This window comes from Streptomyces sp. NC-S4 (assembly GCF_054353315.1).
The window spans coordinates 5815157-5839786 of sequence record NZ_CM135937.1 but is presented as its reverse complement, the minus strand read 5'-3'; the positions used below and the strand labels follow the sequence as shown (position 1 = coordinate 5839786).

At 69.9% G+C, this 24630-nt stretch carries 23 protein-coding genes; 3 read left to right on the top strand and 20 right to left on the bottom strand.

Annotated elements, in window-relative coordinates:
* Nucleotides 1-129: 129 nt before the first annotated feature.
* The 3 genes from ACXNSR_RS26490 (at nt 130) to ACXNSR_RS26480 (ending at nt 3984) form a co-directional block, all read left to right on the top strand.
* Nucleotides 130-1314, top strand: a complete 1185-nt coding sequence (locus ACXNSR_RS26490; protein WP_458637923.1) for a sensor histidine kinase — start codon at nt 130-132, stop codon at nt 1312-1314.
* A complete protein-coding gene (locus tag ACXNSR_RS26485) occupies nt 1311-1958 on the top strand; it encodes a response regulator (protein WP_458637922.1) in 648 nt (215 codons plus the stop codon). The genes ACXNSR_RS26490 and ACXNSR_RS26485 overlap by 4 nt, the downstream gene beginning before the upstream one ends.
* A 172-nt stretch (nt 1959-2130) precedes the next feature.
* Complete coding sequence (locus ACXNSR_RS26480; RefSeq protein WP_458637921.1) at nt 2131-3984, top strand: glycosyl hydrolase family 18 protein; 1854 nt, start codon at nt 2131-2133, stop codon at nt 3982-3984.
* Between the two features lie 73 nt (nt 3985-4057).
* On the opposite strand, the gene ACXNSR_RS26475 is transcribed toward ACXNSR_RS26480, so the two are convergent.
* The 20 genes from ACXNSR_RS26475 to thrB all read right to left on the bottom strand — a co-directional run bounded on the left by ACXNSR_RS26475 (nt 4058) and on the right by thrB (nt 24324).
* A complete protein-coding gene (locus ACXNSR_RS26475; protein ID WP_030008702.1) occupies nt 4058-4504 on the bottom strand; it encodes a DUF2550 domain-containing protein in 447 nt (148 codons plus the stop codon).
* A gap of 190 nt (nt 4505-4694) precedes the next feature.
* The gene (locus ACXNSR_RS26470; RefSeq protein WP_030008701.1) at nt 4695-5066 is read right to left on the bottom strand and encodes a F0F1 ATP synthase subunit epsilon; all 372 of its coding nucleotides are present in this window, start codon (nt 5064-5066) and stop codon (nt 4695-4697) included.
* A gap of 140 nt (nt 5067-5206) precedes the next feature.
* On the bottom strand, nt 5207-6649 hold the full coding sequence (atpD, locus tag ACXNSR_RS26465; protein ID WP_376112411.1) for a F0F1 ATP synthase subunit beta: 1443 nt from the start codon (nt 6647-6649) through the stop codon (nt 5207-5209).
* Nucleotides 6649-7566, bottom strand: a complete 918-nt coding sequence (locus ACXNSR_RS26460) for a F0F1 ATP synthase subunit gamma (RefSeq protein ID WP_458637920.1) — start codon at nt 7564-7566, stop codon at nt 6649-6651. The genes atpD and ACXNSR_RS26460 overlap by 1 nt, the downstream gene beginning before the upstream one ends.
* 20 nt (nt 7567-7586) lie before the next feature.
* On the bottom strand, nt 7587-9182 hold the full coding sequence (atpA, locus tag ACXNSR_RS26455; RefSeq protein ID WP_458637919.1) for a F0F1 ATP synthase subunit alpha: 1596 nt from the start codon (nt 9180-9182) through the stop codon (nt 7587-7589).
* Nucleotides 9183-9312: 130 nt separating this feature from the next.
* A complete protein-coding gene (locus ACXNSR_RS26450; protein WP_458637918.1) occupies nt 9313-10128 on the bottom strand; it encodes a F0F1 ATP synthase subunit delta in 816 nt (271 codons plus the stop codon).
* A complete protein-coding gene (locus ACXNSR_RS26445) occupies nt 10125-10670 on the bottom strand; it encodes a F0F1 ATP synthase subunit B (protein WP_030008696.1) in 546 nt (181 codons plus the stop codon). Before ACXNSR_RS26445 ends, ACXNSR_RS26450 begins: the two co-directional genes overlap by 4 nt.
* Nucleotides 10671-10710: 40 nt before the next feature.
* Complete coding sequence (locus tag ACXNSR_RS26440; protein ID WP_030008695.1) at nt 10711-10959, bottom strand: ATP synthase subunit c family protein; 249 nt, start codon at nt 10957-10959, stop codon at nt 10711-10713.
* A 74-nt stretch (nt 10960-11033) separates the two neighbouring features.
* Nucleotides 11034-11870, bottom strand: coding sequence for a F0F1 ATP synthase subunit A (gene atpB, locus ACXNSR_RS26435; RefSeq protein ID WP_458643397.1), 837 nt, complete (start codon nt 11868-11870; stop codon nt 11034-11036).
* 210 nt (nt 11871-12080) lie between these two features.
* Nucleotides 12081-12527: a hypothetical protein gene (locus tag ACXNSR_RS26430; RefSeq protein ID WP_458637917.1), complete on the bottom strand. Its 447-nt coding sequence runs from the start codon at nt 12525-12527 to the stop codon at nt 12081-12083.
* 275 nt (nt 12528-12802) lie between these two features.
* Nucleotides 12803-14137: an MraY family glycosyltransferase gene (locus ACXNSR_RS26425; protein WP_458637916.1), complete on the bottom strand. Its 1335-nt coding sequence runs from the start codon at nt 14135-14137 to the stop codon at nt 12803-12805.
* Between the two features lie 116 nt (nt 14138-14253).
* Complete coding sequence (locus ACXNSR_RS26420; RefSeq protein ID WP_458637915.1) at nt 14254-15483, bottom strand: serine hydroxymethyltransferase; 1230 nt, start codon at nt 15481-15483, stop codon at nt 14254-14256.
* 209 nt (nt 15484-15692) lie between these two features.
* The gene (locus ACXNSR_RS26415) at nt 15693-16349 is read right to left on the bottom strand and encodes an arsenate reductase/protein-tyrosine-phosphatase family protein (protein ID WP_458637914.1); all 657 of its coding nucleotides are present in this window, start codon (nt 16347-16349) and stop codon (nt 15693-15695) included.
* Nucleotides 16346-16993, bottom strand: a complete 648-nt coding sequence (locus tag ACXNSR_RS26410; RefSeq protein WP_030720925.1) for an L-threonylcarbamoyladenylate synthase — start codon at nt 16991-16993, stop codon at nt 16346-16348. Before ACXNSR_RS26410 ends, ACXNSR_RS26415 begins: the two co-directional genes overlap by 4 nt.
* Before the next feature lie 49 nt (nt 16994-17042).
* Nucleotides 17043-17888, bottom strand: a complete 846-nt coding sequence (prmC, locus tag ACXNSR_RS26405; protein WP_254384242.1) for a peptide chain release factor N(5)-glutamine methyltransferase — start codon at nt 17886-17888, stop codon at nt 17043-17045.
* A 47-nt stretch (nt 17889-17935) separates the two neighbouring features.
* A complete protein-coding gene (gene prfA / locus ACXNSR_RS26400; protein WP_150259359.1) occupies nt 17936-19015 on the bottom strand; it encodes a peptide chain release factor 1 in 1080 nt (359 codons plus the stop codon).
* A 125-nt stretch (nt 19016-19140) separates the two neighbouring features.
* Nucleotides 19141-19359 carry a 50S ribosomal protein L31 gene (gene rpmE / locus ACXNSR_RS26395; RefSeq protein ID WP_030008686.1) on the bottom strand — a complete coding sequence of 73 codons (219 nt, stop codon included), beginning with the start codon at nt 19357-19359 and terminating at the stop codon, nt 19141-19143.
* Nucleotides 19360-19542: 183 nt separating this feature from the next.
* Nucleotides 19543-20643 carry an LCP family protein gene (locus ACXNSR_RS26390; protein WP_458637913.1) on the bottom strand — a complete coding sequence of 367 codons (1101 nt, stop codon included), beginning with the start codon at nt 20641-20643 and terminating at the stop codon, nt 19543-19545.
* Nucleotides 20644-20875: 232 nt separating this feature from the next.
* Entirely contained in the window at nt 20876-22954 is a 2079-nt protein-coding gene (gene rho, locus ACXNSR_RS26385) for a transcription termination factor Rho (RefSeq protein ID WP_458637912.1), read from the bottom strand.
* Between the two features lie 443 nt (nt 22955-23397).
* Nucleotides 23398-24324 carry a homoserine kinase gene (gene thrB, locus ACXNSR_RS26380; RefSeq protein ID WP_458637911.1) on the bottom strand — a complete coding sequence of 309 codons (927 nt, stop codon included), beginning with the start codon at nt 24322-24324 and terminating at the stop codon, nt 23398-23400.
* Nucleotides 24325-24630: the final 306 nt, after the last annotated feature.

Genomic DNA, 24630 nt, shown 5'->3' with positions numbered 1-24630 from the left:
TCCAGGCTCCCGTCCGGCCGGGCCCCGCACGTCGTCTCCATTGACCATGTGGGCCTGCATCGTTCGATGTACCCGCACGTCGGCCTCTCCGCCGAGGTGCGGGGCCCGTGCACCCTGTTGGATGGGAACGTGACCGAGAAGAGCCTGCGCCCCCACCGAGACGACGTCTTCCTGGCGGTGGTCAGCACGGCCGCGGGCCTGGCCTTCTGGTCGCTCGGCGTCTACAGCAGCCCCGGCCGGGGTTTCCTGCCCGCCTGGGCGGCCCTGGTCCCGCTCGTGGTCCTCGGCGCGATGGAGCTGCTGCGCCGCACCAAGCCGCACCTGGCCCTGGCCGTCGGCACCGTCGGGATGATCGCCGACCAGTTCACGGTCGGCAGCCTCGCCACCATCGTGATCTTCACCGACCTGATGTACGCCGCCGTCGTGTACGGAACACCGACCATGGCCCGGCGGCTCCCGGTCAGCACCGGTCTGATCACCATCGTCGTCACCATCGCCTCGCTGGCCTGGCTGCGCACCCCGCAGGCCCTGCTGCTCGGCGCGGTCACCGGCATCGTGACCTTCGGCCCGGCCCTGACCGGCGCCACCCTGCGCAACCACCGCGAGGCCGCCGAAGCGGCCCGGCTGCGCGCCGAGCAGACCGCGCTGCTGGCCGAGATGGACCGCAGCCAGGCCGTGGCCGCCGAGCGCGCCCGGATGGCCCGGGAGCTGCACGACATGGTGGCCAACCACCTGTCCGCCATCGCCATCCACTCCACCGCCGCGCTCTCCATCGACACGGCCGCGACGAGCCGGGACGCGCTCGGGGTGATCCGCGAGAACAGCGTGCAGGGGCTGGCCGAAATGCGCCGCCTGATCGGGCTGCTGCGGGACGCCGGCGGCGACAAGGAGGCGGTCGCGGTGCCCTCGCTGGACGGCCTGGAGGCCCTGCTCGGGCAGGCCAGGACCAACGGCTCGGCGAGCGGGCTGACCTTCGTACTGCACGACGAGCGGCCCTCCGGGGAGCCGGCGGCGGCGCCGGTGGAGCTGGCGGCGTACCGGATCGTCCAGGAGTCGCTGACCAATGCCCTCAAGCACGCCGCCCCGGGCACCGTCACGGTCCGCGTGGCGCATACCGGCGGGCTGCTGACAGTGGGGGTGGACTCGCCCTTCGGGGACCGGCCCGGGCCCCGCGCCCCGGGCTCGGGGGCCGGGCTGATCGGCATGCGGGAGCGGACGGAGCTACTGGGCGGGGAGTTCACGGCGGGGCGGTCCGGTGCGGTGTGGCAGGTCCGGGCGACACTGCCCGCGGAGGAGAAGGCGGTGGAGGCATGACCATTCGGGTGGTGGTGGCGGAGGATCAGGGCGCGGTCCGGGCCGGGCTGGTGCTCATCCTGCGCAGCGCGGGCGACGTGGAGGTGGTGGGCGAGGCGGGCGACGGCGAGGAGGCGGTGCGCCTGGCCCGGGAGCTGCGGCCGGATCTCGTCCTCATGGACGTGCAGATGCCCCGGCTCGACGGGGTGTCGGCGACCCGTCAGGTGGTCTCGGAAGGCCTGGCCGACGTCCTGGTGCTGACCACCTTCGACCTCGACGAATACGTCTTCGGGGCGCTGCGGGCGGGGGCCGCGGGCTTCCTGCTGAAGAACGCGGACGCCGCGGAGCTGATCGGGGCGGTACGGACCGTCGCGCGCGGGGAGGGGCTGATCTCTCCGGCGGTGACCAGGCGGCTGATCGCGGAGTTCGCGGCGCCCCGCCCGGCGCGGCCCGCGCCGGAGCGGGCGGCGGCGGTCGACTCCCTGACCCCGCGGGAGCGGGAGGTGCTGAGCGCGCTGGGCGAGGGCCTGTCGAACGCGGAGATCGCGGTACGCCTGGAGATGGCGGAGGCGACGGCCAAGACGCACGTCAGCAGGCTGCTGGGCAAGCTGGAGCTGCGCAGCAGGCTTCAAGCGGCGGTCCTGGCACAGGAGTTGGGGATATAGGCACGCGGGCGCGCACCGGTCTGGACCTCTTGACGGTTGGTCCAGACCTTTCTACGCTCGCCGCAACACTGTGGTGAGCGTGCCATGACAAAGCGTGCTCACGGGCGGCGCAGGTCCCACCCCCATGTCGTAGTCGGCCCCACGACCGCGACGGACCTACGGAGGATCACCCTTGAGCACAGCATCCCCACCCCGCACCAGGCGTACCCGGCTCTTCCACCGCGTCGCGGCGATCGTGGCCGCGCTCGCCCTGCCCGTCACCGGCCTCGTCGCGCTGGCCGGCCCGGCCCAGGCGGCCGCCTCCGCGACGGCGGCGTACACCAAGGTCTCCGACTGGGGCTCCGGCTTCGAGGGCAAGTGGGTGGTGAAGAACACCGGCACCACCACCCTCAGCAGCTGGACCGTGGAGTGGGACTATCCGGCGGGCACCTCGGTCACCTCCGCGTGGGACGCCACCGTCACGAGCTCGGGCACCCACTGGACCGCCAAGAACCTCGGCTGGAACGGCACCCTCGCCCCCGGCGCGAGCGCCAGCTTCGGCTTCAACGGCGCCGGCGGCGGCGCCCCGAGCGGCTGCAAGGTCAACGGCGCCTCCTGCGACGGCACCACCCCGCCCGGCGACACTCCCCCCACGGCTCCCGGCGCCCCCACCGCGAGCAACGTCGCCGACACCTCGCTCACCCTGACCTGGACCCCGGCCACCGACGACAAGGGCGTCAAGAACTACGACGTCTACCGCGGCTCCGCCAAGGTCGCCACGGTCACCGGGACCAGCTACGCCGACTCCGGCCTGACCAAGGGCACGACGTACACGTACAGCGTCACCGCCCGCGACACCATCGACCAGACCGGCCCCTCCTCCGGCTCCACCACGGTCACCACGACCGGCGGGGTCATCCCCCCGGACCCGGGCGGCAAGGTCAAGCTCGGCTACTTCACCAACTGGGGCGTCTACGGCCGCAACTACCACGTGAAGAACCTGGTCACCTCCGGCACCGCCGGCAAGATCACGCACATCAACTACGCCTTCGGCAACGTCCAGAACGGCCAGTGCACCATCGGTGACGCCTACGCCGACTACGACAAGGCCTACACCGCCGACCAGAGCGTCGACGGCGTCGCCGACACCTGGGACCAGCCGCTGCGCGGCAGCTTCAACCAGCTGCGCAAGCTGAAGAAGGCCTATCCGAACATCAAGATCCTGTGGTCCTTCGGCGGCTGGACCTGGTCCGGCGGCTTCCCGCAGGCCGCCGCGAACCCGGCCGCCTTCGCCCAGTCCTGCTACAACCTGGTCGAGGACCCGCGCTGGGCCGACGTCTTCGACGGCATCGACCTGGACTGGGAGTACCCGAACGCCTGCGGCCTGTCCTGCGACACCAGCGGCCCGGCCGCCTTCAAGAACCTGATGCAGGCCGTGAAGACCCGGTTCGGCGCGAACAACCTGGTCACCGCGGCCATCACCGCCGACGCCTCGGACGGCGGCAAGATCGACAAGGCCGACTACGCGGGCGCCGCGCAGTACACCGACTTCTACAACGTCATGACGTACGACTTCTTCGGGGCCTGGGCGGCCCAGGGCCCGACGGCCCCGCACTCCCCGCTCACCTCCTACGCGGGCATCCCGCAGGCCGGCTTCAACTCGGCCGACGCCATCGCCAAGCTCAAGGCCAAGGGCGTGCCCGGCTCGAAGCTCAACCTCGGCATCGGCTTCTACGGCCGCGGCTGGACCGGCGTCACCCAGGCGACCCCCGGCGGCACCGCCACCGGACCGGCCCCGGGCACGTACGAGCAGGGCATCGAGGACTACAAGGTGCTCAAGACCAGCTGCCCGGCCACCGGCACGATCGCCGGCACGGCCTACGCCAAGTGCGGCAGCAACTGGTGGAGCTACGACACCCCGGCCACGATCGCCGGGAAGATGACCTGGGCCAAGCAGCAGGGCCTCAGGGGAGCCTTCTACTGGGAGTTCAGCGGCGACACCACCAACGGTGAGCTCGCGAACGCGGTCCACACCGGGCTGCAGTAAAGACCGAAGCCGGGGAGACGGGTCCGCCCCCGTCTCCCCGGCTTCTCGGCTTCTCGGCTTCTCGGCGTACGGGCTAGGCCACGTTCACCCGCTGGCCGGGAGGCGCCGCCTCCAGCCACGCGAGGAAACCGGTCAGCGCGTCCTCGCTCATCGCCAGCTCCAGGCGCGTCCCCCGGTGGAGACAGCCGAGCACGACGGCGTCGGAGAGCAGGGCCAGCTCCTCCTCGCCCTCCGGGGCGCGGCGGGCGACGACCTCGATGGAGGACCGCTCCAGCAGCCGGCGCGGCCGCGGGGAGTACGAGAACACCCGGAACCACTCGATCCGGTCACCGCTGTAGCGCGCGACCCCGTACACCCAGCCCTTGCCGGAGATGTCGGGCTCCTCGGACACGCCCCAGCGCATGCTGCAGTCGAAGGTGCCGCCGGACCGCTGGATGAGTCTGCGGCGCAGCCCGAAGACAAACAGCCCGATCACCACCAGGATTACGACCAGGCCGCTCACAAGCAGAGCGAGGAGCATCTTCACCGACCTCCTCGCTCATCGAATACACATGAGAAACGGGGGCCCCTCCCAGACGGAGTCCGGGGAGGACCTGCATCGCCTCAGCCGCGACCCGGTCTGGAAAATTCCAGCACGGACCGCGGCTGAGGTCTGCCGAGTCCCGGAGGGCACGCCCCCGGCACTCGAACGATCAAACTCCGACGGGCGTTCAGCCCGTTACGGCGCGCAGCCGGACATCAGCGCGACGCTCGGCGGCCGCGTCGGCCTCCGCCTTCGCGCGCTCCAGTGCCCGCTCCGCACGCTGGACGTCAATCTCGTCCGCGAGCTCGGCGATCTCGGCCAGCAGGGACAGCTTGTTGTCCGCGAACGAGATGAAACCGCCGTGCACCGCGGCGACGACGGTGTTGCCGTCGCTGGTACGGATGGTCACCGGGCCCGATTCCAGCACACCGAGAAGCGGCTGGTGACCGGGCATGACGCCGATGTCGCCGGACGTGGTGCGGGCGACAACAAGGGTGGCCTCGCCGGACCAGACATTGCGGTCCGCCGCGACCAGCTCGACGTGCAGCTCAGCAGCCAAGGTGGCTCCTCGGGTCACCACCCGGCGGGTCGGCCGGGTGTTGGGTCAAATTCTAATGGGCGTGGGGAGAGGGACGGGACACACCCGCCCCTCTCCTCAGAACGTACGAACCGGATGCGCCCCTCGCGGAGCGCGCCGGATCAGGAGACGCCCAGCTCCTTGGCGTTGGCCTTCAGGTCCTCGATGCCACCGCACAGGAAGAACGCCTGCTCGGGGAAGTGGTCGTAGTCACCGTCGCAGATCGCGTTGAACGCGGTGATCGACTCGTCGAGCGGAACGTCCGAACCGTCCACGCCGGTGAACTGCTTCGCCACGTGGGTGTTCTGCGACAGGAAGCGCTCGACGCGACGGGCACGGTGGACAACGAGCTTGTCCTCCTCGCCCAGCTCGTCGATACCGAGGATCGCGATGATGTCCTGGAGGTCCTTGTACTTCTGCAGGATCCCCTTGACGCGCATCGCCGTGGCGTAGTGGTCCGCCGCGATGTACCGCGGGTCGAGGATGCGGGACGTCGAGTCCAGCGGGTCCACGGCCGGGTAGATGCCCTTCTCGGAGATCGGACGGGAGAGAACCGTCGTCGCGTCGAGGTGGGCGAAGGTGGTCGCCGGCGCCGGGTCGGTCAGGTCGTCCGCGGGGACGTAGATCGCCTGCATCGAGGTGATCGAGTGACCACGGGTCGAGGTGATGCGCTCCTGGAGGAGACCCATCTCGTCGGCCAGGTTCGGCTGGTAACCCACCGCGGAGGGCATGCGGCCGAGCAGGGTCGACACCTCGGAACCCGCCTGGGTGTACCGGAAGATGTTGTCGATGAAGAACAGCACGTCCTGCTTCTGCACATCGCGGAAGTACTCCGCCATGGTCAGACCGGCGAGCGCGACGCGCAGACGGGTGCCCGGGGGCTCGTCCATCTGGCCGAAGACAAGCGCCGTCTTGTCGATGACGCCGGAGTCGGCCATTTCCTCGATGAGGTCGTTGCCCTCACGGGTACGCTCACCGACGCCCGCGAACACCGACACACCGTCGTGGTTGTTGGCGACGCGGTAGATCATTTCCTGGATCAGAACGGTCTTGCCGACACCGGCACCACCGAACAGACCGATCTTTCCACCCTTGACGTACGGGGTGAGAAGGTCGATGACCTTGACGCCGGTCTCGAACATCTCGGTCTTCGACTCGAGCTCGTCGAAGCGGGGCGCCTTGCGGTGGATCGGCCAGCGCTCGGTGACGTTGGCGTTCTCCTCCGGGTAGTTCAGCACCTCACCGAGGGTGTTGAACACCTTGCCCTTGGTGAAGTCACCGACGGGGACGGTGATGCCCTCGCCCGTGTCGGTCACCGGGGCCTGGCGGACCAGACCGTCGGTCGGCTGCATCGAGATGGTACGGACGAGGCCGTCACCCAGGTGCTGCGCGACCTCGAGGGTCAGGGTCTTCAGCGCGCCGTCCTCGGCCGGGTCGGCGACCTGGACCTTGAGCGCGTTGTAGATGTCGGGCATGGCGTCGACGGGGAACTCCACGTCGACGACCGGGCCGATGACCCGGGCGACGCGGCCCGTGGCGGCGGCCGTCTCAACAGTGGTCGTCATTACTTGTCACTCCCCGCGGTCGCGTCAGCCATGGCGCTCGCGCCACCGACGATCTCGCTGATTTCCTGGGTGATTTCGGCCTGGCGGGCCGCGTTGGCAAGCCGGGAGAGGCTCTTGATGAGGTCTCCGGCGTTGTCGGTCGCCGCCTTCATCGCGCGGCGGCGGGCGGCGTGCTCGGAAGCGGCCGACTGCAGCAGTGCGTTGTAGATGCGGCTCTCGACGTAGCGCGGCAGAAGGGCGTCGAGGACGTCCTCCGCCGACGGCTCGAAGTCGAACAGCGGAAGGATCTCGCCCTTCGTACCGGTCTCCTCCGGAGCCTTCTCGAGGCTGAGCGGCAGCATCCGGCCGTCGACCGGGTTCTGCGTCATCATCGACACGAATTCCGTGTAGACGATGTGCAGCTCGTCGACGCCACCCTCGGCCGTTTCCAGCTGGATGGCCTCGATCAGCGGCCCCGCGACGCGCTTGGCGTCGGCGTAGGCCGGGCTGTCGGTGAAGCCGGTCCACGAATCCGCGACCTTGCGCTCGCGGAAGCCGTAGTAGGCCAGCCCCTTACGGCCGACGATGTAGGTGTCGACCTCCTTGCCCTCGCCGCGCAGCCGCTCGGTGAGCCGCTCCGCCTGCTTGATGGCGTTCGAGGAGTAGCCGCCGGCCAGACCGCGGTCGCTCGTGATGAGCACGATCGCGGCGCGGGTCGGCGCCTCGACCTCGGTCGTCAGGGCGTGCTTGGTGTTGGAGCCGGTCGCCACCGCGGTCACCGCACGGGTGAGCTCGGTCGCGTACGGCATCGACGCCGCCACCTTGCGCTGCGCCTTGACGATGCGCGAGGCGGCGATCATCTCCATCGCCTTGGTGATCTTCTTGGTCGCCGTGATGGCACGGATGCGACGCTTGTAGACCCGGAGCTGCGCTCCCATGAGTCAGGTCCCTTCCGTCGTCACTTGGAGACGTTGACGGCCGGTGCGTCCTCGCCCAGGAGCTTGCCGTCCGAGGTCTCGAACTGGCGCTTGAAGGAAGCGATGGCGTCAGCGATCGAGCCCAGGGTGTCGTCCGACATCTTGCCGCCGTCGGCGATGGAGGTGAGGAGGTCCTTGCGCTCGCGGCGCAGGTGCTCCAGCAGCTCCGACTCGAAGCGACGGATGTCGGCGACCGGGACGTCGTCCATCTTGCCGGTGGTACCGGCCCAGACGGAGACGACCTGCTCCTCGACGGGCATCGGCTGGTACTGGCCCTGCTTCAGCAGCTCGACCAGGCGCTTGCCGCGCTCCAGCGCGGCCTTCGACGCGGCGTCCAGGTCGGAACCGAAGGCGGCGAACGCCTCCAGCTCGCGGTACTGGGCCAGGTCGAGGCGCAGACGGCCGGAAACCTGCTTCATGGCCTTGTGCTGGGCGGAGCCACCGACGCGGGAGACCGAGATACCGACGTTCAGCGCCGGGCGCTGGCCCGCGTTGAACAGGTCGGACTCCAGGAAGCACTGGCCGTCGGTGATGGAGATGACGTTGGTCGGGATGAACGCCGACACGTCGTTCGCCTTGGTCTCGACGATCGGCAGACCGGTCATCGAACCGGCACCCATGTCGTCGGACAGCTTCGCGCAGCGCTCCAGCAGACGGGAGTGCAGGTAGAAGACGTCACCCGGGTAGGCCTCGCGGCCCGGCGGGCGGCGCAGCAGCAGCGACACGGCGCGGTAGGCGTCGGCCTGCTTCGACAGGTCGTCGAAGATGATCAGGACGTGCTTGCCGGCGTACATCCAGTGCTGGCCGATGGCGGAACCGGTGTACGGCGCCAGGTACTTGAAGCCGGCCGGGTCGGACGCCGGGGCGGCGACGATCGTCGTGTACTCGAGCGCGCCGGCGTCTTCCAGGGCGCCGCGAACGGACGCGATGGTCGAGCCCTTCTGGCCGATGGCGACGTAGATGCAGCGAACCTGCTTGTTCACGTCGCCCGAGCGCCAGTTGTCGCGCTGGTTGATGATCGTGTCGACGGCCAGAGCGGTCTTACCCGTCTGACGGTCACCGATGATCAGCTGACGCTGACCGCGACCGACCGGCACCATCGCGTCGATGGCCTTGTAGCCGGTCTGCATCGGCTCGTGGACGGACTTGCGGACCATGACGCCAGGAGCCTGGAGCTCCAGGGCGCGACGGCCTTCGGTCGCGATCTCGCCGAGACCGTCGATCGGGTTGCCGAGCGGGTCGACGACGCGGCCGAGGTAGCCCTCGCCGACGCCGACCGAGAGCACCTCACCGGTGCGCTGCACCGGCTGGCCCTCCTCGATACCGCTGAACTCGCCGAGGACGACCGCACCGATCTCGCGCTCCTCGAGGTTGAGGGCGAGACCGAGGGTGCCGTCCTCGAACTTCAGCAGCTCGTTCGCCATGGCGGAGGGCAGGCCCTCCACCTTCGCGATGCCGTCGCCGGCAACGCTGACCGTTCCGACCTCCTCGCGCGAGGCCGCGTCCGGCTGGTACGACTGGACAAAGTTCTCCAGTGCGTCCCGGATCTCCTCCGGCCGGATCGTGAGCTCCGCCATCTGGGTTCCCTGCTCTCCTTGTTGGGCCTGAAGCTTCTTAGGGGTCTGGGGGCGACCCCCAGGAATCTTCTGCAAGTTCTGCACGGCCCAACCGGGCCGCTAGGAATGCTTCTGTTCTATTGGTGGCTGGTCAGCCGGCCATGCGGCGCGACGCCTCGGAGAGGCGGTCCGCGATGGTGCCGTCGATGACCTCGTCGCCGACTCGCACCGAGATCCCGCCGAGGACCTCGGGGTCCACGTCGAGGTTCAGGTGCATCTGTCGGCCGTACAGCTTGGCCAGCACCGCGCCGAGGCGCGTCTTCTGCACGTCGCTGAGCGGAACCGCGCTGGTCACGGTGGCGACCATGCGGTCACGGCGCTCGGCGGCGAGCTTGGAAAGGGACTCCAGTCCCGCTTCCAGGCTACGTCCACGCGGGTGCGTGACAAGACGGATCACCAGGCGCTCGGTGACGGCGTTCGCCTTGCCGCCGAGCAGGCTGCGCAGCAGCTCGCTCTTGGCGGAGGCGGTCGCCGCCCGGTCGGTCAGCGCGGCACGCAGCTCGGTGCTCGAGGAGACGATCCGGCCGAAGCGGAAGATCTCGTCCTCGACGTTGTCGAGCGCGCCCGCCCGCTGGGCGGCCGTGAGGTCGGCGGTGGCCGCCAGCTCCTCCAGCGCGTCCACCAGGTCGCGGGACTGCGACCAGCGGGACCGGACCATGCCGGACACCAGGTCGAGGGTTTCCCCGCCGACCTGGCCGCCGAGCAGGCGACCGGCCAGCTCGGCCTTGGCCTCGCCGGACTGCGCCGGGTCCGTGACGACCCGACGCAGCGAGACCTCACGGTCGAGCAGCGCGGTGACGGCAGCCAGCTCACCGGCGAGCTTCGCCGCGTCGACGGACGTGTTGTCCGTCAGCGCGTCGAGACGCTCACGCGCGGAGGCCAGCGCCTCGCGGCTCGCTCCGTTCATCGGGCCGCCTCGGCCTTCTCCTCAAGCTCGCTGAGGAAGCGGTCGATGGTGCGGCTCTGCCGGGCGTGGTCCTCGAGGGACTCGCCGACGAGCTTTCCGGCCAGGTCGGTGGCGAGCTTGCCAACGTCCTGACGCAGCGCCTGAGAGGCGGCCTTACGGTCCGCCGCGATCTGGGCGTGGCCGGCAGCGATGATCTCCTCACGCTGCCGCTGGCCCTCTGCGCGCAGTTCTTCCTTGAGCGCAGTGCCCTGCTCCAGCGCTTCCTGGCGCAGGCGCGCGGCCTCGTGCCGGGCTTCGGCGAGCTGGGCCTTGTACTGCTCCAGCACGCTCTGGGCCTCGGTCTGAGCGGCCTCAGCCTTCTCGATACCGCCTTCGATGGCCTCGCGACGCTCGTCCAGAACCTTGTTGATGTTCGGGAGGAGCTTCTTCGCGAGGAAACCGAAGACGATGACGAAGGCGATCAGACCGATGACGAGCTCGGGGATCGGCGGGATGAGGGGGTTTTCCGCCTCTTCGGCCGCGAGCTGAACCAGAGGGTTCACATCAGTGCCTTCCGACTAAAGGGTCTGTTCGCTACCGGGATCAGGAGGTCGGGTAGACGAACGGCATGACCAGACCGATGAGGGCGAGCGCCTCACAGAAGGCGAAGCCGAGGATCTGGTTGGCGCGGATCAGGCCGGCGGCCTCGGGCTGGCGGGCCAGGGCCTGGGTGCCGTTACCGAAGATGATGCCGACGCCGACGCCGGGGCCGATGGCCGCGAGGCCGTAACCGATGGAGCCGAGGTTGCCCTTGATTTCGACGCCAGCAGCGAGGGTCTGGAGAGCGGACATGCCGGTTCTTCCTTCTCTTTCATGGACCGGTGGGGGTTGGCCACCGGACGACTGGTGGTTTGGGGGTGGGGCGGTCAGTGGTGCTCGGCGACGGCGCCCTGGAGGAAGCTGCAGGCCAGCAGCACGAAGACGTAGGCCTGGACAGCCTGGATGAAGAGCTCGAACGCGGTCATCACGATGACCATCACGAAGGACACGCCCGCGTAGGCGATGCCGATGCCGTTCAGCAGGTACCAGCTGGCGATCGTGAAGAGCAGCAGCAGGGTGTGACCGGCGAACATGTTCGCGAAGAGACGGACCGCGTGGGTGAAGGGGCGGACGATCACATTCGAGAAGAACTCGATCAGCATGACCAGCGGCAGGATGCCACCGAGCGACTTGTCGTAGCCCGTGAGGTTCTTCAGGCCGCCGACGAAACCGTGGCGCTTGAAGGTGACCGACATCCACATGAAGTAGATGACCAGGGCCATACCGGCCGGGTACGCGATGACCGCGGTCACCGGGAACTGGGCGACCGGAATGATCGACCAGAGGTTCAGGATCCAGACGAAGAAGAACGTCGCGACCATGAAGGGGACGTACTTCTCGCCCTCCTTCTTGCCCATCGTCTCGTAGACGATCCCGCGGCGGACGAAGTCGTAGCCGGCTTCGGCAACCATCTGGAGCTTCCCCGGAACCAGCTTCGGCTTGGCGAAGGCGGCCCAGAAGAATCCGACGATGATGATGGACCCGAGCAGGGCCAGGAGCATCGTCTTGTTGAAGTAGACGGCTCCGTCCATGTCGCCGAAGATCGGCTCGAACAGGAACGAGTGCAGGCCAGGAGCCGGGAAACCACAGCCGTCGAAGATGTGGCAATCGGTCTCGAAGGCGAGCACCTGCGTCGGGTCAGCACTCACCGCGGGCTCCTTCAGCGTGGCGCATAGGTACGGCAACCTCGTTGTGTCGGCGCGGCGCACAGCCGCGGTTCGGCACGGGACTGGTCTTACGGATGTGGGGGCGGCTTGCAGGCAGTGAGCCTCGCGATTGAGCAGGCGTCAGCTCAGATGCCTGCGCCCGCGATGCCGCATATGGCACCGGACGATAGCAGCATCTCGAACGAGCACTTATTCCGCCCCTACCGTTCACGACGAGGGCCCCGTGTTTTCAGGCTTCTCACCCTTGCCACGCTTGGTGGACTCGGGCTCGACGTAAAGGATCTTGGCCTTCATGTGCGCGCGCGTCTGCGCGGCGATCCAAGCAAGGGTCGCCGCGACGATGGTGATCGCGAATGCCCTGGGATTGAACAGCGTCGTGTTCTTGAACACGGCGACGAAGACGAAGAGCAGCAGGATCTGGGTCGTGTAGAGCGCCAGACCCATCATCTGGAACAGATGCGGCAGCGATCGTGCCGTGCGCTGCAGGATGACGAATCCGATACCCATGAACAGAATCACGACGACCGTGGCCGCGAGCGCCCCGATCGCTCCCTTACCGCCCGCGACCACGCCGCAGATGACGGCGGCGACGACGCCGACGGCAGCGGTGGGTACGGCGGTGTGCAGAAGGGTTCGGGCGTCATCGGACAGCATGGCGCATGGCTCCGCGTGATGGTGGGGGTAACGGGACTCGTACGGGACGAGCGTAAGCCCGGTCCGAGAGAGGACCTCGGGCCAAGGGACCGTCGCACTACGGTCCTTCGGCTCTGTCGCCGGGTTTAGTGAACGGTATCACAAACTATTTGATGAGAGCTTTACCTGTCGGGTGTGCCGACTGTCACACATGAGAGTGACCCTGCCCGTGTGTGCGCGACAGGGGGACGGCTTGTCTGGTAAAGGCCATCCATGTCCGACATGCGAATCAGCCGTCAGCGGGCGGATTCAGCCTTACGCCGGTCGGGAAAGCGCGAACGGGGGCCCACGGCAGTCGCTCCGTTGACGCCGGAGACACCGGCGGCGATCGGCCGCGCCGGTTCCGGCTCCGCGCCCGAGGCATCCCGCGCGGCCGCCTCCGCGGCAGCTTCGGCCGCACGTTCGGCATGGCGGTAGCGCGGCGGAACCAGACCCTCCGCCCAGCGCGGGGCGCGCGGGGTGAAGCGCGGCAGGAGCAGCAGGATCAGGCCGACCGCGCTCAGCACGACGATCGCCAGCACGATCCACATCGTGGAGGAATGCACGGAATAGGCCACCGTGCCGAAGGCGATCAGTCCCGACCAGAAGTACATGATCATGACCGCACGGCTGTGCGAGTGCCCGAGTTCCAGCAGCCGGTGGTGGAGGTGCCCGCGGTCGGCGGCGAAGGGCGACTGGCCCTTCCACGTACGCCGGACGATTGCCAGGACCAGGTCCGCCATCGGGATCGCGATGACCGTCAGCGGCAGGATCAGCGGGATGTAGGCGGGGAGCATCGCGTGCGTCGCGTTGCGCTCACCACCCGCGAAGAGGGCCAGCGCGTCCGGGTCCACCTGCCCGGTGAGGGAGATCGCGGAGGCGGCCAGCACCAGGCCGATGAGCATCGAGCCGGAGTCGCCCATGAAGATCCGGGCGGGGTGCATGTTGTGCGGCAGGAAGCCCAGGCACATGCCCATCAGGATCGCGGCGAAGAGGGTCGCCGGCGCGGCCGACTCGATGCCGTAGCCGAACCAGATCCGGTACGCGTAGAGGAAGAGCGCGGCGGCGGCGATGCAGACCATGCCGGCGGCCAGGCCGTCGAGGCCGTCGACGAAGTTCACGGCGTTGATGGTGATCACGACGAGGGCGACGGTGAGCAGGTTGCCCTGCCACTGGGTGAGCGGGACCGTCCCGATACCCGGGACGGGGATCCACAGGATGGTCAGACCCTGCATGACCATCACACCGGCGGAGATCATCTGCGCGCCGAGCTTGATCAGGGCGTCGAGCTCGAACTTGTCGTCGAGGACACCGACCAGCCAGATCAGCGCCGCTCCGGAGAGCAGCGCGCGCGGCTCGTTCGACAGCTCGAAGACCCCGTTGAGGTTCCGCAGGTGGTCGGCGACCAGCAGGCCGGCGCAGAGCCCGCCGAACATGGCGATGCCGCCCAGTCGCGGTGTGGGCTCTCGGTGCACGTCGCGGGCGCGGATCTCCGGCATGGCCCCGGCCGCGATCGCGAACTTCCGCACGGGCCCGGTCAGCAGGTAGGTCACCGCGACCGTGACGCAAAGCGTCAGCAGATATTCACGCACGGGCTGCCCCAGATGTATCGCCGGCCATCTCAGCCCCACACATTAGCTGCGATGTCACCTTCATCGAGGACGCGAGGGGGCGGTATCCCGGTTCCAGTACGCCCTGCTTGTCATGCTTACTCCCCGTAAGGGGGAAATCCTGCCGTGAGCTCGCCGACCTCCGTACGTGTTTTCACGCCATCTCCGCCGAGGGCCGCGGCGAACAGCGCCGCGATCCGGACCATCTCCGCCTCCCCCATCCCCTGGGTGGTCACGGCGGCCGTGCCCAGCCGGATGCCGCGCTGGTCCCCGTACGGGAGGGCGCACGTGTCCAGCACGATCCCGGCGGCGGCCAGCCGGCCCCGGGCGGTCGGGCCGTCCACGCCCAGCGGCGCCGGGTCGGCGGTGATCAGATGGGTGTCGGTGCCGCCGGTGGTGAGGGTGAACCCGTGGTCCTGGAGCGCGCCCGCCAGCACCCGGGCATGCGCGACGACCCGGTGCGCGTACGTGGTGAAGGCCGGCCGTGCCGCCTCGCCGAAGGCCACGGCCTTGGCGGCGATGGTGTGCATCTGGGCCCCGCCCTGGGTGAAGGGGAACACCGCCCGGTCGATGCGCTCCGCGTACTCGGCGCCGCACAGCACCATGCCGCCGCGCGGGCCGCGCAGCACCTTGTGCGTGGTCGCGCAGACGACGTCGGCGTAGGGGACGGGGCTGGGCGCGGCCCCGCCGGCCACCAGCCCGATGGGATGGGCGGCGTCCACGATGAGGTAGGCCCCGACCTCGTCGGCGATCTCCCGGAAGGCCGAGTACTCGGGGTGGCGGGGGTAGCAGATGGAGCCGCAGACGATCGCCTTGGGACGGTGCGCGTGGGCCAGGCGCTGGACCTGCCGGTAGTCGATGAGGCCGGTGGTGGCGTCGACGCCGTAGCCGACGAAGTCGAACCACCGCCCGGAGAAGTTGGCGGGCGACCCGTGGGTGAGGTGCCCGCCGTACGGGAGTCCCATCGCCAGCACGGTGTCCCCCGGCCGCAGCAGGGCGGCGTACGCGGCCAGGACGGCGGAGGAGCCGGAGTGCGGCTGCACGTTGGCGTGCTCGGCGCCGAAGAGCGCCTTGGCCCGCTCCACCGCGGTCCGCTCGGCCAGATCGGCGTACTCGCACCCGCCGTGGTGCCGGGCGCCGGGGTACCCCTCGGCGTACTTGTTGGCGAGCGCGGACCCGAGCGCGGCGAGCACGGCGGTCGAGGTGAAGTTCTCCGCGGCGCTCATCTGGAGCGTGTCGGCCTGACGCTGTCGCTCCCCGGCCAGCACGTCGGCCATCTGCGGGTCCTGCGCGCGCAGCAGGTCCGTGGGCTGGGTGATGACGCTCATGGCGGCGCTCCAGGGGTACCGGGTACCAGCCACTGTAGGCCCGCGGCCCCTCCGCCGCCCTGTCAGCGCGCGGCGGTGACACCCGTCAGGGCCGTCACGACCGGGTCCAGCGCCTGGTCGAGCCCCTCCCCGACGCGGCTCTCGCACCGCTCGGCCCCGGGGCCTCCCGGGCTTCGTACCGCTGTGCCGGCCTCCGGCCGACGAACCGCTCAGCGCGCGGCCGTCACACCCGTCAGGGCCGTCACGACCGGGTCCAGCGCCTGGTTGATCTCGTCGCCGATGGAGCGGAAGAAGGTGATCGGGGCCCCGTACGGGTCGTAGACCTCGTCCGCGTCGGGCGACGGCGCCAGCAGCCAGCCGCGCAGGGCGGCGGCGGCCCGTACGAGCGCACGCGCCCGCTCCGCCATGCCGTCGTCCAGCGGCGGCAGCGTGGCCGGATCTATCGCCCGTACCAGCCGGGTGAACTCCTTCAGCGTGAAGGTGCGCAGCCCCGCCGAGTGGCCCATCGAGATGACCTGGGCGCGGTGGTCACGGGTGGCGGTCAGCACCAGGTCGGCACGTATGACGTGCTCGTCCAGCAGCTCCCGCCCGGTGAACCCGGACGCGTCGGCTCCGAAGTCCGCCAGCACGGCGGCCGCGTTCGCCTCCATCGGGGCGCCCTCGTGCCCCCAGGTGCCGGCGCTCTCCACGATGAGGTCGCCGGTGGCGAGGCCGCCGAGGCGGTGGGAGAGGGCATGGCGCGTCAGCCGCTCGGTGATGGGCGAGCGGCAGACGTTCCCGGTGCTGACGTGGAGTATGCGGAAAGTGGTTCCTCCGGCTGCCGCCGGCCGGTGCCCCCCTGCTATGCCACGCCCCTCAGGGCTCACGGGGCGACCTCGAGGTCGGGTACGACCTCCCGCAGCTGGTCCGCGGTGAGTGCCCCCTCGCGCAGCAGGACGGGAACCTTCCCCGTGACGTCGACGATCGACGACGGCTGGATGCCGGGCGTCGGGCCGCCGTCCAGGTACACGGACACGGAGTCCCCGAGCATCTCGCGCGCGGCGTCGCAGTCCTCGGGCGCCGGGTGACCGGACAGGTTGGCCGAGGACACCGCCATCGGGCCGACCTCGGTCAGCAGCTCGATCGCGACGGGGTGCAGGGGCATGCGCACGGCCACGGTGCCCTGGGTGTCCCCCAGGTCCCAGGCCAGCGAGGGCTGGTGCTTGGCGACCAGCGTCAGCGCGCCCGGCCAGAAGGCGTCGACGAGTTCCCAGGCCTGCTCGGAGAAGTCCGTGACGAGGCCGTGGAGCGTGTTCGGGGAGCCGATGAGCACCGGGGTGGGCATCCCGCGGCCGCGGCCCTTGGCGGCGAGCAGGTCGTGGACGGCCTCCGGGCTGAAGGCGTCCGCGCCGATCCCGTAGAGGGTGTCGGTGGGCAGCACGACGAGCTCGCCGCGGCGCACGGCGGACGCGGCTTCACGCAGACCCGTCTTACGGTCCGTCGCGTCGTTGCAGTCGTATCGCCGGGCCATCAGCGGGCCTCCTCGTGCAGCAGGGGGGTGGCGGGAATCGTCGGGCCGGTCACGGCAGGGCCTTGCGGGCCGTCGCGAAGCGCGGGCGGTTGTTGAGGTCCGGGTGATCGGCCGCGTCGGCCCAGCCCCGCTCCTCGGCGAAGATCCACGGCACCTGGCCGCCCTGGGTGTCGGCGTGCTCGATGACGACGATGCCGCCGGGCCGCAGCAGCCGGTGGGCGGTCCGCTCGATGCCGCGGATGGTGTCGAGGCCGTCCTCGCCGGAGAAGAGCGCCATCTCCGGGTCGTGGTCGCGGGCCTCCGGCGCCACGTACTCCCACTCGGTGAGCGGGATGTACGGCGGGTTGGAGATGACCAGGTCGACCTGGCCGTCGAGCTCGGGCAGCGCGCTCAGGGCGTCGCCCTGGTGGACGGTGACCCGGGATCCCTCGGCGTTCTTGCGGGTCCACCGCAGGGCGTCCTCGGACAGCTCGACCGCGTGCACGCGCGAGCGCGGCACCTCCTGGGCCATGGCCAGCGCGATGGCGCCGGAGCCGGTGCACAGGTCCACGATCAGCGGCTCGACGACGTCCATCGCCCGGACGGCCTGTATGGCCCAGTCCACGACCGACTCGGTCTCGGGCCGGGGCACGAAGACCCCGGGCCCGACCTGGAGCTCCAGGTAGCGGAAGAAGGCGCGGCCGGTGATGTGCTGGAGCGGCTCGCGCGCCTCGCGGCGGGCGACGGCCTCCCAGTAGCGGGCGTCGAAGTCCGCGTCCTTGACGTGGTGCAGTTCCCCCCGTTTGACGCCGTGCACGAAGGCGGCGAGCTCCTCCGCATCGAAGCGCGGTGAGGGCACGCCGGCGGCGGCCAGCCGCTGGGTGGCCTGGGCCACCTCGGCAAGCAGCAAGTTCACGCTGGTCCTCCGGGCTGCTGTCGTACGGGGGTGATGCGGGGGTGGGGTCAGTGCGCGGCCGCGAGCTTGGCCGCGGAGTCCGTGTCGACACAGGCCTGGATGACCGCGTCGAGGTCACCGTCGAGCACCTGGTCCAAGTTGTACGCCTTGAAACCGGTCCGGTGGTCCGAGATCCGGTTTTCCGGGTAGTTGTACGTACGGATCTTCTCGGAGCGGTCCACGGAGCGCACCTGGCTGCGGCGCACGTCCGAGGCCTCCTGCTCGGCGGCCTCCTGGGCCGCGGCCAGGAGCCGCGAGCGCAGGATGCGCATGGCCTGCTCCTTGTTCTGGAGCTGGCTCTTCTCGTTCTGGCAGGAGGCGACCACACCGGTGGGGATGTGCGTGATGCGCACGGCCGAGTCGGTGGTGTTGACGGACTGGCCGCCGGGGCCGGACGAGCGGTACACGTCGATGCGGAGGTCGTTCATGTTGATCTCGACCTCGACCTCCTCGGCCTCCGGGGTGACGAGCACGCCCGCGGCGGAGGTGTGGATGCGGCCCTGGGACTCGGTGGCCGGAACCCGCTGGACGCGGTGCACGCCGCCCTCGTACTTCAGGCGGGCCCACACGCCCTGGCCGGGCTCGGTGGCGCCGTTGCCGCCCTTGGTGCGGACGGAGACCTGGACGTCCTTGTAGCCGCCGAGCTCGGACTCGGTGGCGTCGATGATCTCGGTCTTCCAGCCCACGCGCTCGGCGTAGCGCAGGTACATGCGCAGCAGGTCGCCGGCGAACAGCGCCGACTCGTCGCCGCCCGCGCCCGCCTTGACCTCGAGGAGCACGTCCTTGTCGTCGCTGGGGTCGCGCGGAACGAGCAGCAGGCGGAGCTTCTCGGTGAGCTCCTCGCGCTGTGCGGTCAGTTCCTTGGCCTCGGCCGCGAAGTCGGGGTCGTCGGCCGCGAGCTCCTTGGCCGTCTCGATGTCCTCGGCCGACTGCTTCCAGGCACGGAAGGTCGCGACGATCGGGGTCAGTTCCGCGTAGCGCTTGTTCAGCTTGCGCGCGTTGGCCTGATCCGAGTGGACCGAAGGGTCGGCGAGCTTCTTCTCAAGATCGGCGTGTTCGCCGACCAATTCCTCGACCGCTTCGAACATCGGGGGACTCCTGGGGTGAAAAGTGCGAAGGACTGCAGGGGGACGTGCCGGAACGACGACAAAGGCGCCGGTCCGGCCGCCCCCGAGTGGACAGGGGGCGGCCGGAGACCGGCGCCTGGGTCGCGCTACTTCTTGGCCGCACCCTTGCCGAAGCGCGCCTCGAAGCGGGCCACGCGGCCACCGGTGTCGAGGATCTTCTGCTTGCCCGTGTAGAACGGGTGGCACTCGGAGCAGACCTCGGCACGGATGGTGCCCTCGGTCAGGGTGCTACGGGTGGTGAACGACGCGCCGCAGGTGCAGCTGACCGCGGTCTCGACGTACTCGGGGTGAACATCGCGCTTCAAGGTGTCTCCTAGATTCGGGAGGGCGCCGGGTCGCAGGAAGCCGAATTGCGTACTGCGTGAACCGGGGCCGACAGACCAGTCTGCCAGGACCGGGCCGCCTGTCAAAATTCTGAGGACGCCTCCCTCAACGGCAAGGGGTCGCCATCTATTCCGCACCGGTCCGGAGGCCCTGCGCAAGGCGCCCTACTGGACGATCGACCCGGCGGCGCTCTTGTCCCCGGAGGAGTTCACGGTGGCCTCGGCGGGGATCGGCCGGTCCGCCAGCAGGGCGTCCCAGACCATCTTCGTCTCCTTGGCGAGCGGGGCCACGCGGTTGGGGTCGCGGGGGTCCGTGGTCACCGGCAGCGTGATCATCTGCATGTCCTGGGCGTCGATGCCCTGGAGCCCCTGCGCGAAGCCCATGAGGGACTTCACGTCGCCGAGCGCCTTGTCGGTGGTGATCGCCTTGGTCGCGGAGTCGGCGATGCCGAGGAGCTTCTTGGGGTTGTCGAAGACCCCGATGCCCTTGACCTGCTTGATGAGCGCCTTGATGAAGGCCTGCTGGAGCTGTATTCGGCCCAGGTCGCTGCCGTCGCCGACGCTCTTGCGGGTGCGTACGAGGCCGAGGGCCTGCTCCCCGTCGAGCTTGTTGGTGCCGGCGGCGAGGTCGAGGTGGCTGGCACCGTCCTTGATCGGCTTGGTGGTGGTCACCTCGACGCCGCCGAGGTTGTCGATGATCTTCTTGAAGCCGGTGAAGTCGACCTCTATGTAGTGATCCATACGGATCCCCGACATCTTCTCGACGGTCTTGACCGCGCAGGCGGCCCCGCCGACGGTGAACGCCTCGTTGAACTGGGTGCGCGTGCCGCCGGGGTCGGTCTTCCCGCCCGCCGTCGCGCAGGAGGGCCGGGAGATCATGGTGTCTCGCGGTATGGACACGACGCCGGCCTTCTGGTGGCCCTCGTACAGGTGGATGATCATTGCCGTGTCGGAGCGGGCGGAGCCGCCGTCGTCCCGGCCGTACTCGCCGTTGGCGCCGCCGCGGGAGTCGGAGCCGAGGACCAGGATGTCCATCGAGCCGTTGTCGACGTTCTGCGGGCGGTCGGTGCCGAGGGCCTGGTCGATGTCGACGGTCTTCAGGTTGCCGTTGAACTTGAAGTAGAAGTAGCCGAGACCCGCTCCCCCCAGCAGGACCACCCCCGCGGCGCTCCAGGCGGCGATGGCGACGGCCCTGCGGCGCCTCGCCGGTTTGCGGCGGCGCCGGGCCGCGGCGCGGCCGCCATGGCCCTTGCTCTCCTCGGTCATGCTCTCCTCGGTCCTGTGTCCGGTCCCCTGGTCGCTGCGGCCCGCCGTCCACCCCGCGGTCCCTCTGACACAGACGGGCGTACGCCGCGCAGGGTTCCATTCCGGGCCGAACCGCCCAGCCGGGGCGCAGCCGGGGCGCCGGTGCGCCCGTACCCCGAAAACGCGGCCGTACGCGCGACAGCCCCCGCCGCGGGTGCGGCGGGGGCTGTCGCGGTGATGCGCGTGCCGGACGTCAGTCGTCGTTCTTGCCCGACGGGGTCGTCTTCGCGATCTGCATCAGGAACTCGGCGTTCGACTTCGTCTGCTTCATCTTGTCGAGCAGCAGCTCGATCGCCTGCTGCGAGTCGAGCGCGTGCAGCACCCGGCGCAGCTTCCAGACGATGGCGAGCTCCTCCGCGTTGAGGAGGATCTCCTCCTTGCGGGTGCCCGACGGGTCGACGTCGACGGCCGGGAAGATGCGCTTGTCGGCGAGCTTCCGGTCGAGCTTGAGCTCCATGTTGCCGGTGCCCTTGAACTCCTCGAAGATCACCTCGTCCATGCGCGAGCCGGTGTCGACGAGCGCGGTGGCCAGGATGGTCAGCGAGCCGCCGTCCTCGATGTTGCGCGCGGCACCGAAGAAGCGCTTCGGCGGGTACAGCGCGGTCGAGTCGACACCACCGGACAGGATGCGGCCGGAGGCGGGCGCCGCGAGGTTGTACGCGCGGCCCAGACGGGTGATGGAGTCCAGCAGGACGACCACGTCGTGACCCAGTTCGACGAGACGCTTGGCGCGCTCGATGGCCAGCTCGGCGACGGTGGTGTGGTCCTCGGCCGGGCGGTCGAAGGTCGAGGAGATGACCTCGCCCTTGACCGACCGCTGCATGTCGGTGACCTCTTCCGGACGCTCGTCGACCAGGACGACCATCAGGTGGCACTCGGGGTTGTTGGTGGTGATCGCGTTGGCGATCGCCTGCATGATCATGGTCTTACCGGTCTTCGGCGGGGCCACGATCAGGCCTCGCTGACCCTTACCGATCGGCGACACGAGGTCGATGATGCGGGTGGTCAGCACGCCCGGGTCGGTCTCCAGACGGAGCCGGTCCTGGGGGTACAGCGGGGTGAGCTTCTGGAACTCCGGGCGGCCGCGGCCGGATTCGGGCGCCATGCCGTTCACCGAGTCCAGACGCACGAGGGCGTTGAACTTCTCGCGGCGCTCGCCGTCCTTGGGCTGACGCACGGCACCGGTGGTGTGGTCACCCTTGCGCAGACCGGCCTTGCGGACCTGGGCGAGGGAGACGTACACGTCGTTGGGGCCGGGCAGGTAGCCCGAGGTCCGGATGAACGCGTAGTTGTCGAGGATGTCGAGGATGCCCGCGACGGGGATCAGCACGTCGTCGTCGGCGACCTGCGGCTCGCTCGGCGCGAACTCGTCGCGGCCACGGCGGCCACGGCGGTCGCGGTAGCGGCCGCGACGGCCGCGACGGCCGTCCTCGCCGTCGAAGTCGTCCTGGGGACCGTTGTCCTGGCGGTCCTGACGGCCCTGCTGACCCTGGCCCTGGCCCCGGCCGCCCTGCTGCTGACGGTCGGCGCGCTCCTGACGGCCGCCGCCCTGTCCGCCCTGGCCGCCCTGCGCGCCCTGGCCCTGACCCTGGCCGCCCTGGCCCTGGTCGTCGGCCTTGGCACCGCGGTCACGGCGGTCGCGCTGACGGTCGGTGCGGTCACCGCGGTCACGGCGGTCGCGGCGGCCACGGCCTTCGCCGTCCTGGCCCTGCGCCTGGCCGGCGGAGACCGCGGTGGCGGCCTCGGCCTTGGCCTCGGACGGGGCGGTGGCGGCGGGCGCGGTCTCGGTCTTCTGCTCGACCTGTACGGCGACGGGGGCCGAGGCCTCCGGGCTGCCGGAGGGGGCCGTGGCCCGACGGCGGCGGCGCTCGCCGACCGGAGCGTCCTCGCTGGCCGGCTGGCCGGGGATCTCGATCTGCGCCTGCGCGGCGGGCTTCTCGGCGGGCGCCTCGGCGGCGGCCTCACCCGTACGGGCCTTGCTGGTGGCGCGGCGCTTCGGCTTGGCCTCGGCGGTGGCTGCGGCGGTGGAGGCGGCGGCCTTGGGGGCACCGCTGCCCGCCTGCGCCTCCTTGATGACCTCGATCAGCTGGCTCTTGCGCATGCGCGCGGTGCCCCTGATCCCGAGGCCCGACGCGACCTGCTGCAGCTCGGCGAGGACCATGCCGTCAAGGCCGGTGCCGGTGCGTCGGCGCTTGGGTGCGGCGCCCGCGGCGGGGGCACTGGTGTCGACAGAGGTGTCGGCAGCGCCCATCAGATCGGTGGTGTCGCTCACGAAGGGTCCTTCCCTGGAGCGGACGTCGGCCTGTCTGGCTCGGCGACCGGTTGTGCTGTCCGACGGCGGGCCTTGACCTGATGGGTCGTGGACCGCAGCCGGGGCGGTGGTCCGCCGGTAGAAGTACGGCGGAAGAAACGTGCATGGCTGGTTCCGGCGAGAAGCCCCCGAGCTGAAAGCGTGGGAATGTCACGCCGATTCCGGAGCGTGCTCGAAACTGCTGGAGGTGATCAAAGCAGTCGGGGAGGCTCCCGGAAGAAATGTGGTCCCGAATGGGGACACTGAGCACCGAGCCATGGCGGCTTCCGATGCGCACTTGAGACTAACACTACCGGATCCAATAGATATTCCCCCTCTCAATCACCGGCAATCGCGCCCTTCCGTGCGGGCGGCCTGCCCTGGCCGCCCGCCCCTGACCGGCTGTGCACTCCGGGACGGCGGGTCTAGCCGCCCTGGGTGCCCAGCGGAAGTACGCTCGCGCCCGCGGCGTCGAGGGCGAGCCGGTTGGCCGCCCATCCCTCGCCCGCGAGCTGCGCGACCTTGTCGGCCGCACCGTTGTCGACCAGCGCGAGGACCGTGGGGCCCGCGCCGGAGATGACCGCGGGGATCCCGTCCGCCCGCAGCCTGTTGACGAGTGCCACGCTCTCGGGCATCGCCGGGGACCGGTACTCCTGGTGGAGCCGGTCTTCGGTGGCCGGCAGGAGCAGCTCGGGACGCCTGGTCAGGGCTTCCACGAGCAGGCCCGCGCGACCCGCGTTGGCGGCCGCGTCCACGTGCGGGACGCTGCGCGGCAGCAGGCCGCGCGCCGTCTCCGTGAGGACCGGCCTGGAGGGCACGAAGACCACCGGAACGATGGATTCGGCGGGCTCCATCCGGATCGCCTTCGCGCTGCCGCCGTCCATCCAGGCGAGGGTGAATCCGCCGAGCAGACAGGCGGCGACGTTGTCGGGGTGGCCCTCGATCTCGGTCGCGAGCTCCAGCAGCGCCGCGTCGTCGAGCCTGGCCTCTCCGCCTATGGTCACGGCGCGGGCGGCGACGATGCCGGCGCAGATGGCCGCGGAGGAGGAGCCGAGGCCGCGACCGTGCGGGATGCGGTTCGCGCAGACGACCTCCAGACCGCGCGGCTGGCCGCCCAGCAGGTCGAAGGCGGTGCGCATGGAACGTACGAGCAGGTGGCTCTCGTCCCGCGGGAGGGTGTCGGCGCCCTCACCCGCGATGTCGATGTTCAGGCCGGAGTCGGCCACCCGGACGACTACGTCGTCGTAGAGCCCCAGGGCCAGGCCCAGGGCGTCGAAGCCCGGACCGAGGTTGGCACTGCTGGCGGGGACGCGCACCCGTACGGCGGCGGCGCGGAACGCTGGACCGGCCATCGTCCGATGACACTCCTTGTGACTGTGCGAGATCTTCGCTCTTCGCTGGCTCGCTGCGAATGTACTTGAGAACGTACGACACCCGAAGGCCCTCGGGGCAGCACCGCAGTCATATGCGCGGTGGCGGATGTAGGTACAGCGTATCGAAGGAAGGTTCTCTCGCGACATAGGGCGCACAGGAGGCGCACGATGCGTGTCGCGGACTTCGACCGACTTCGACCGACTTCAGCCGTATTTTTGTTGTCGTACGGGTGAGTTGCCGGGTTCCGGAGGATCTCGGGAAGGCCCCTGGGGGACCTCACGAGC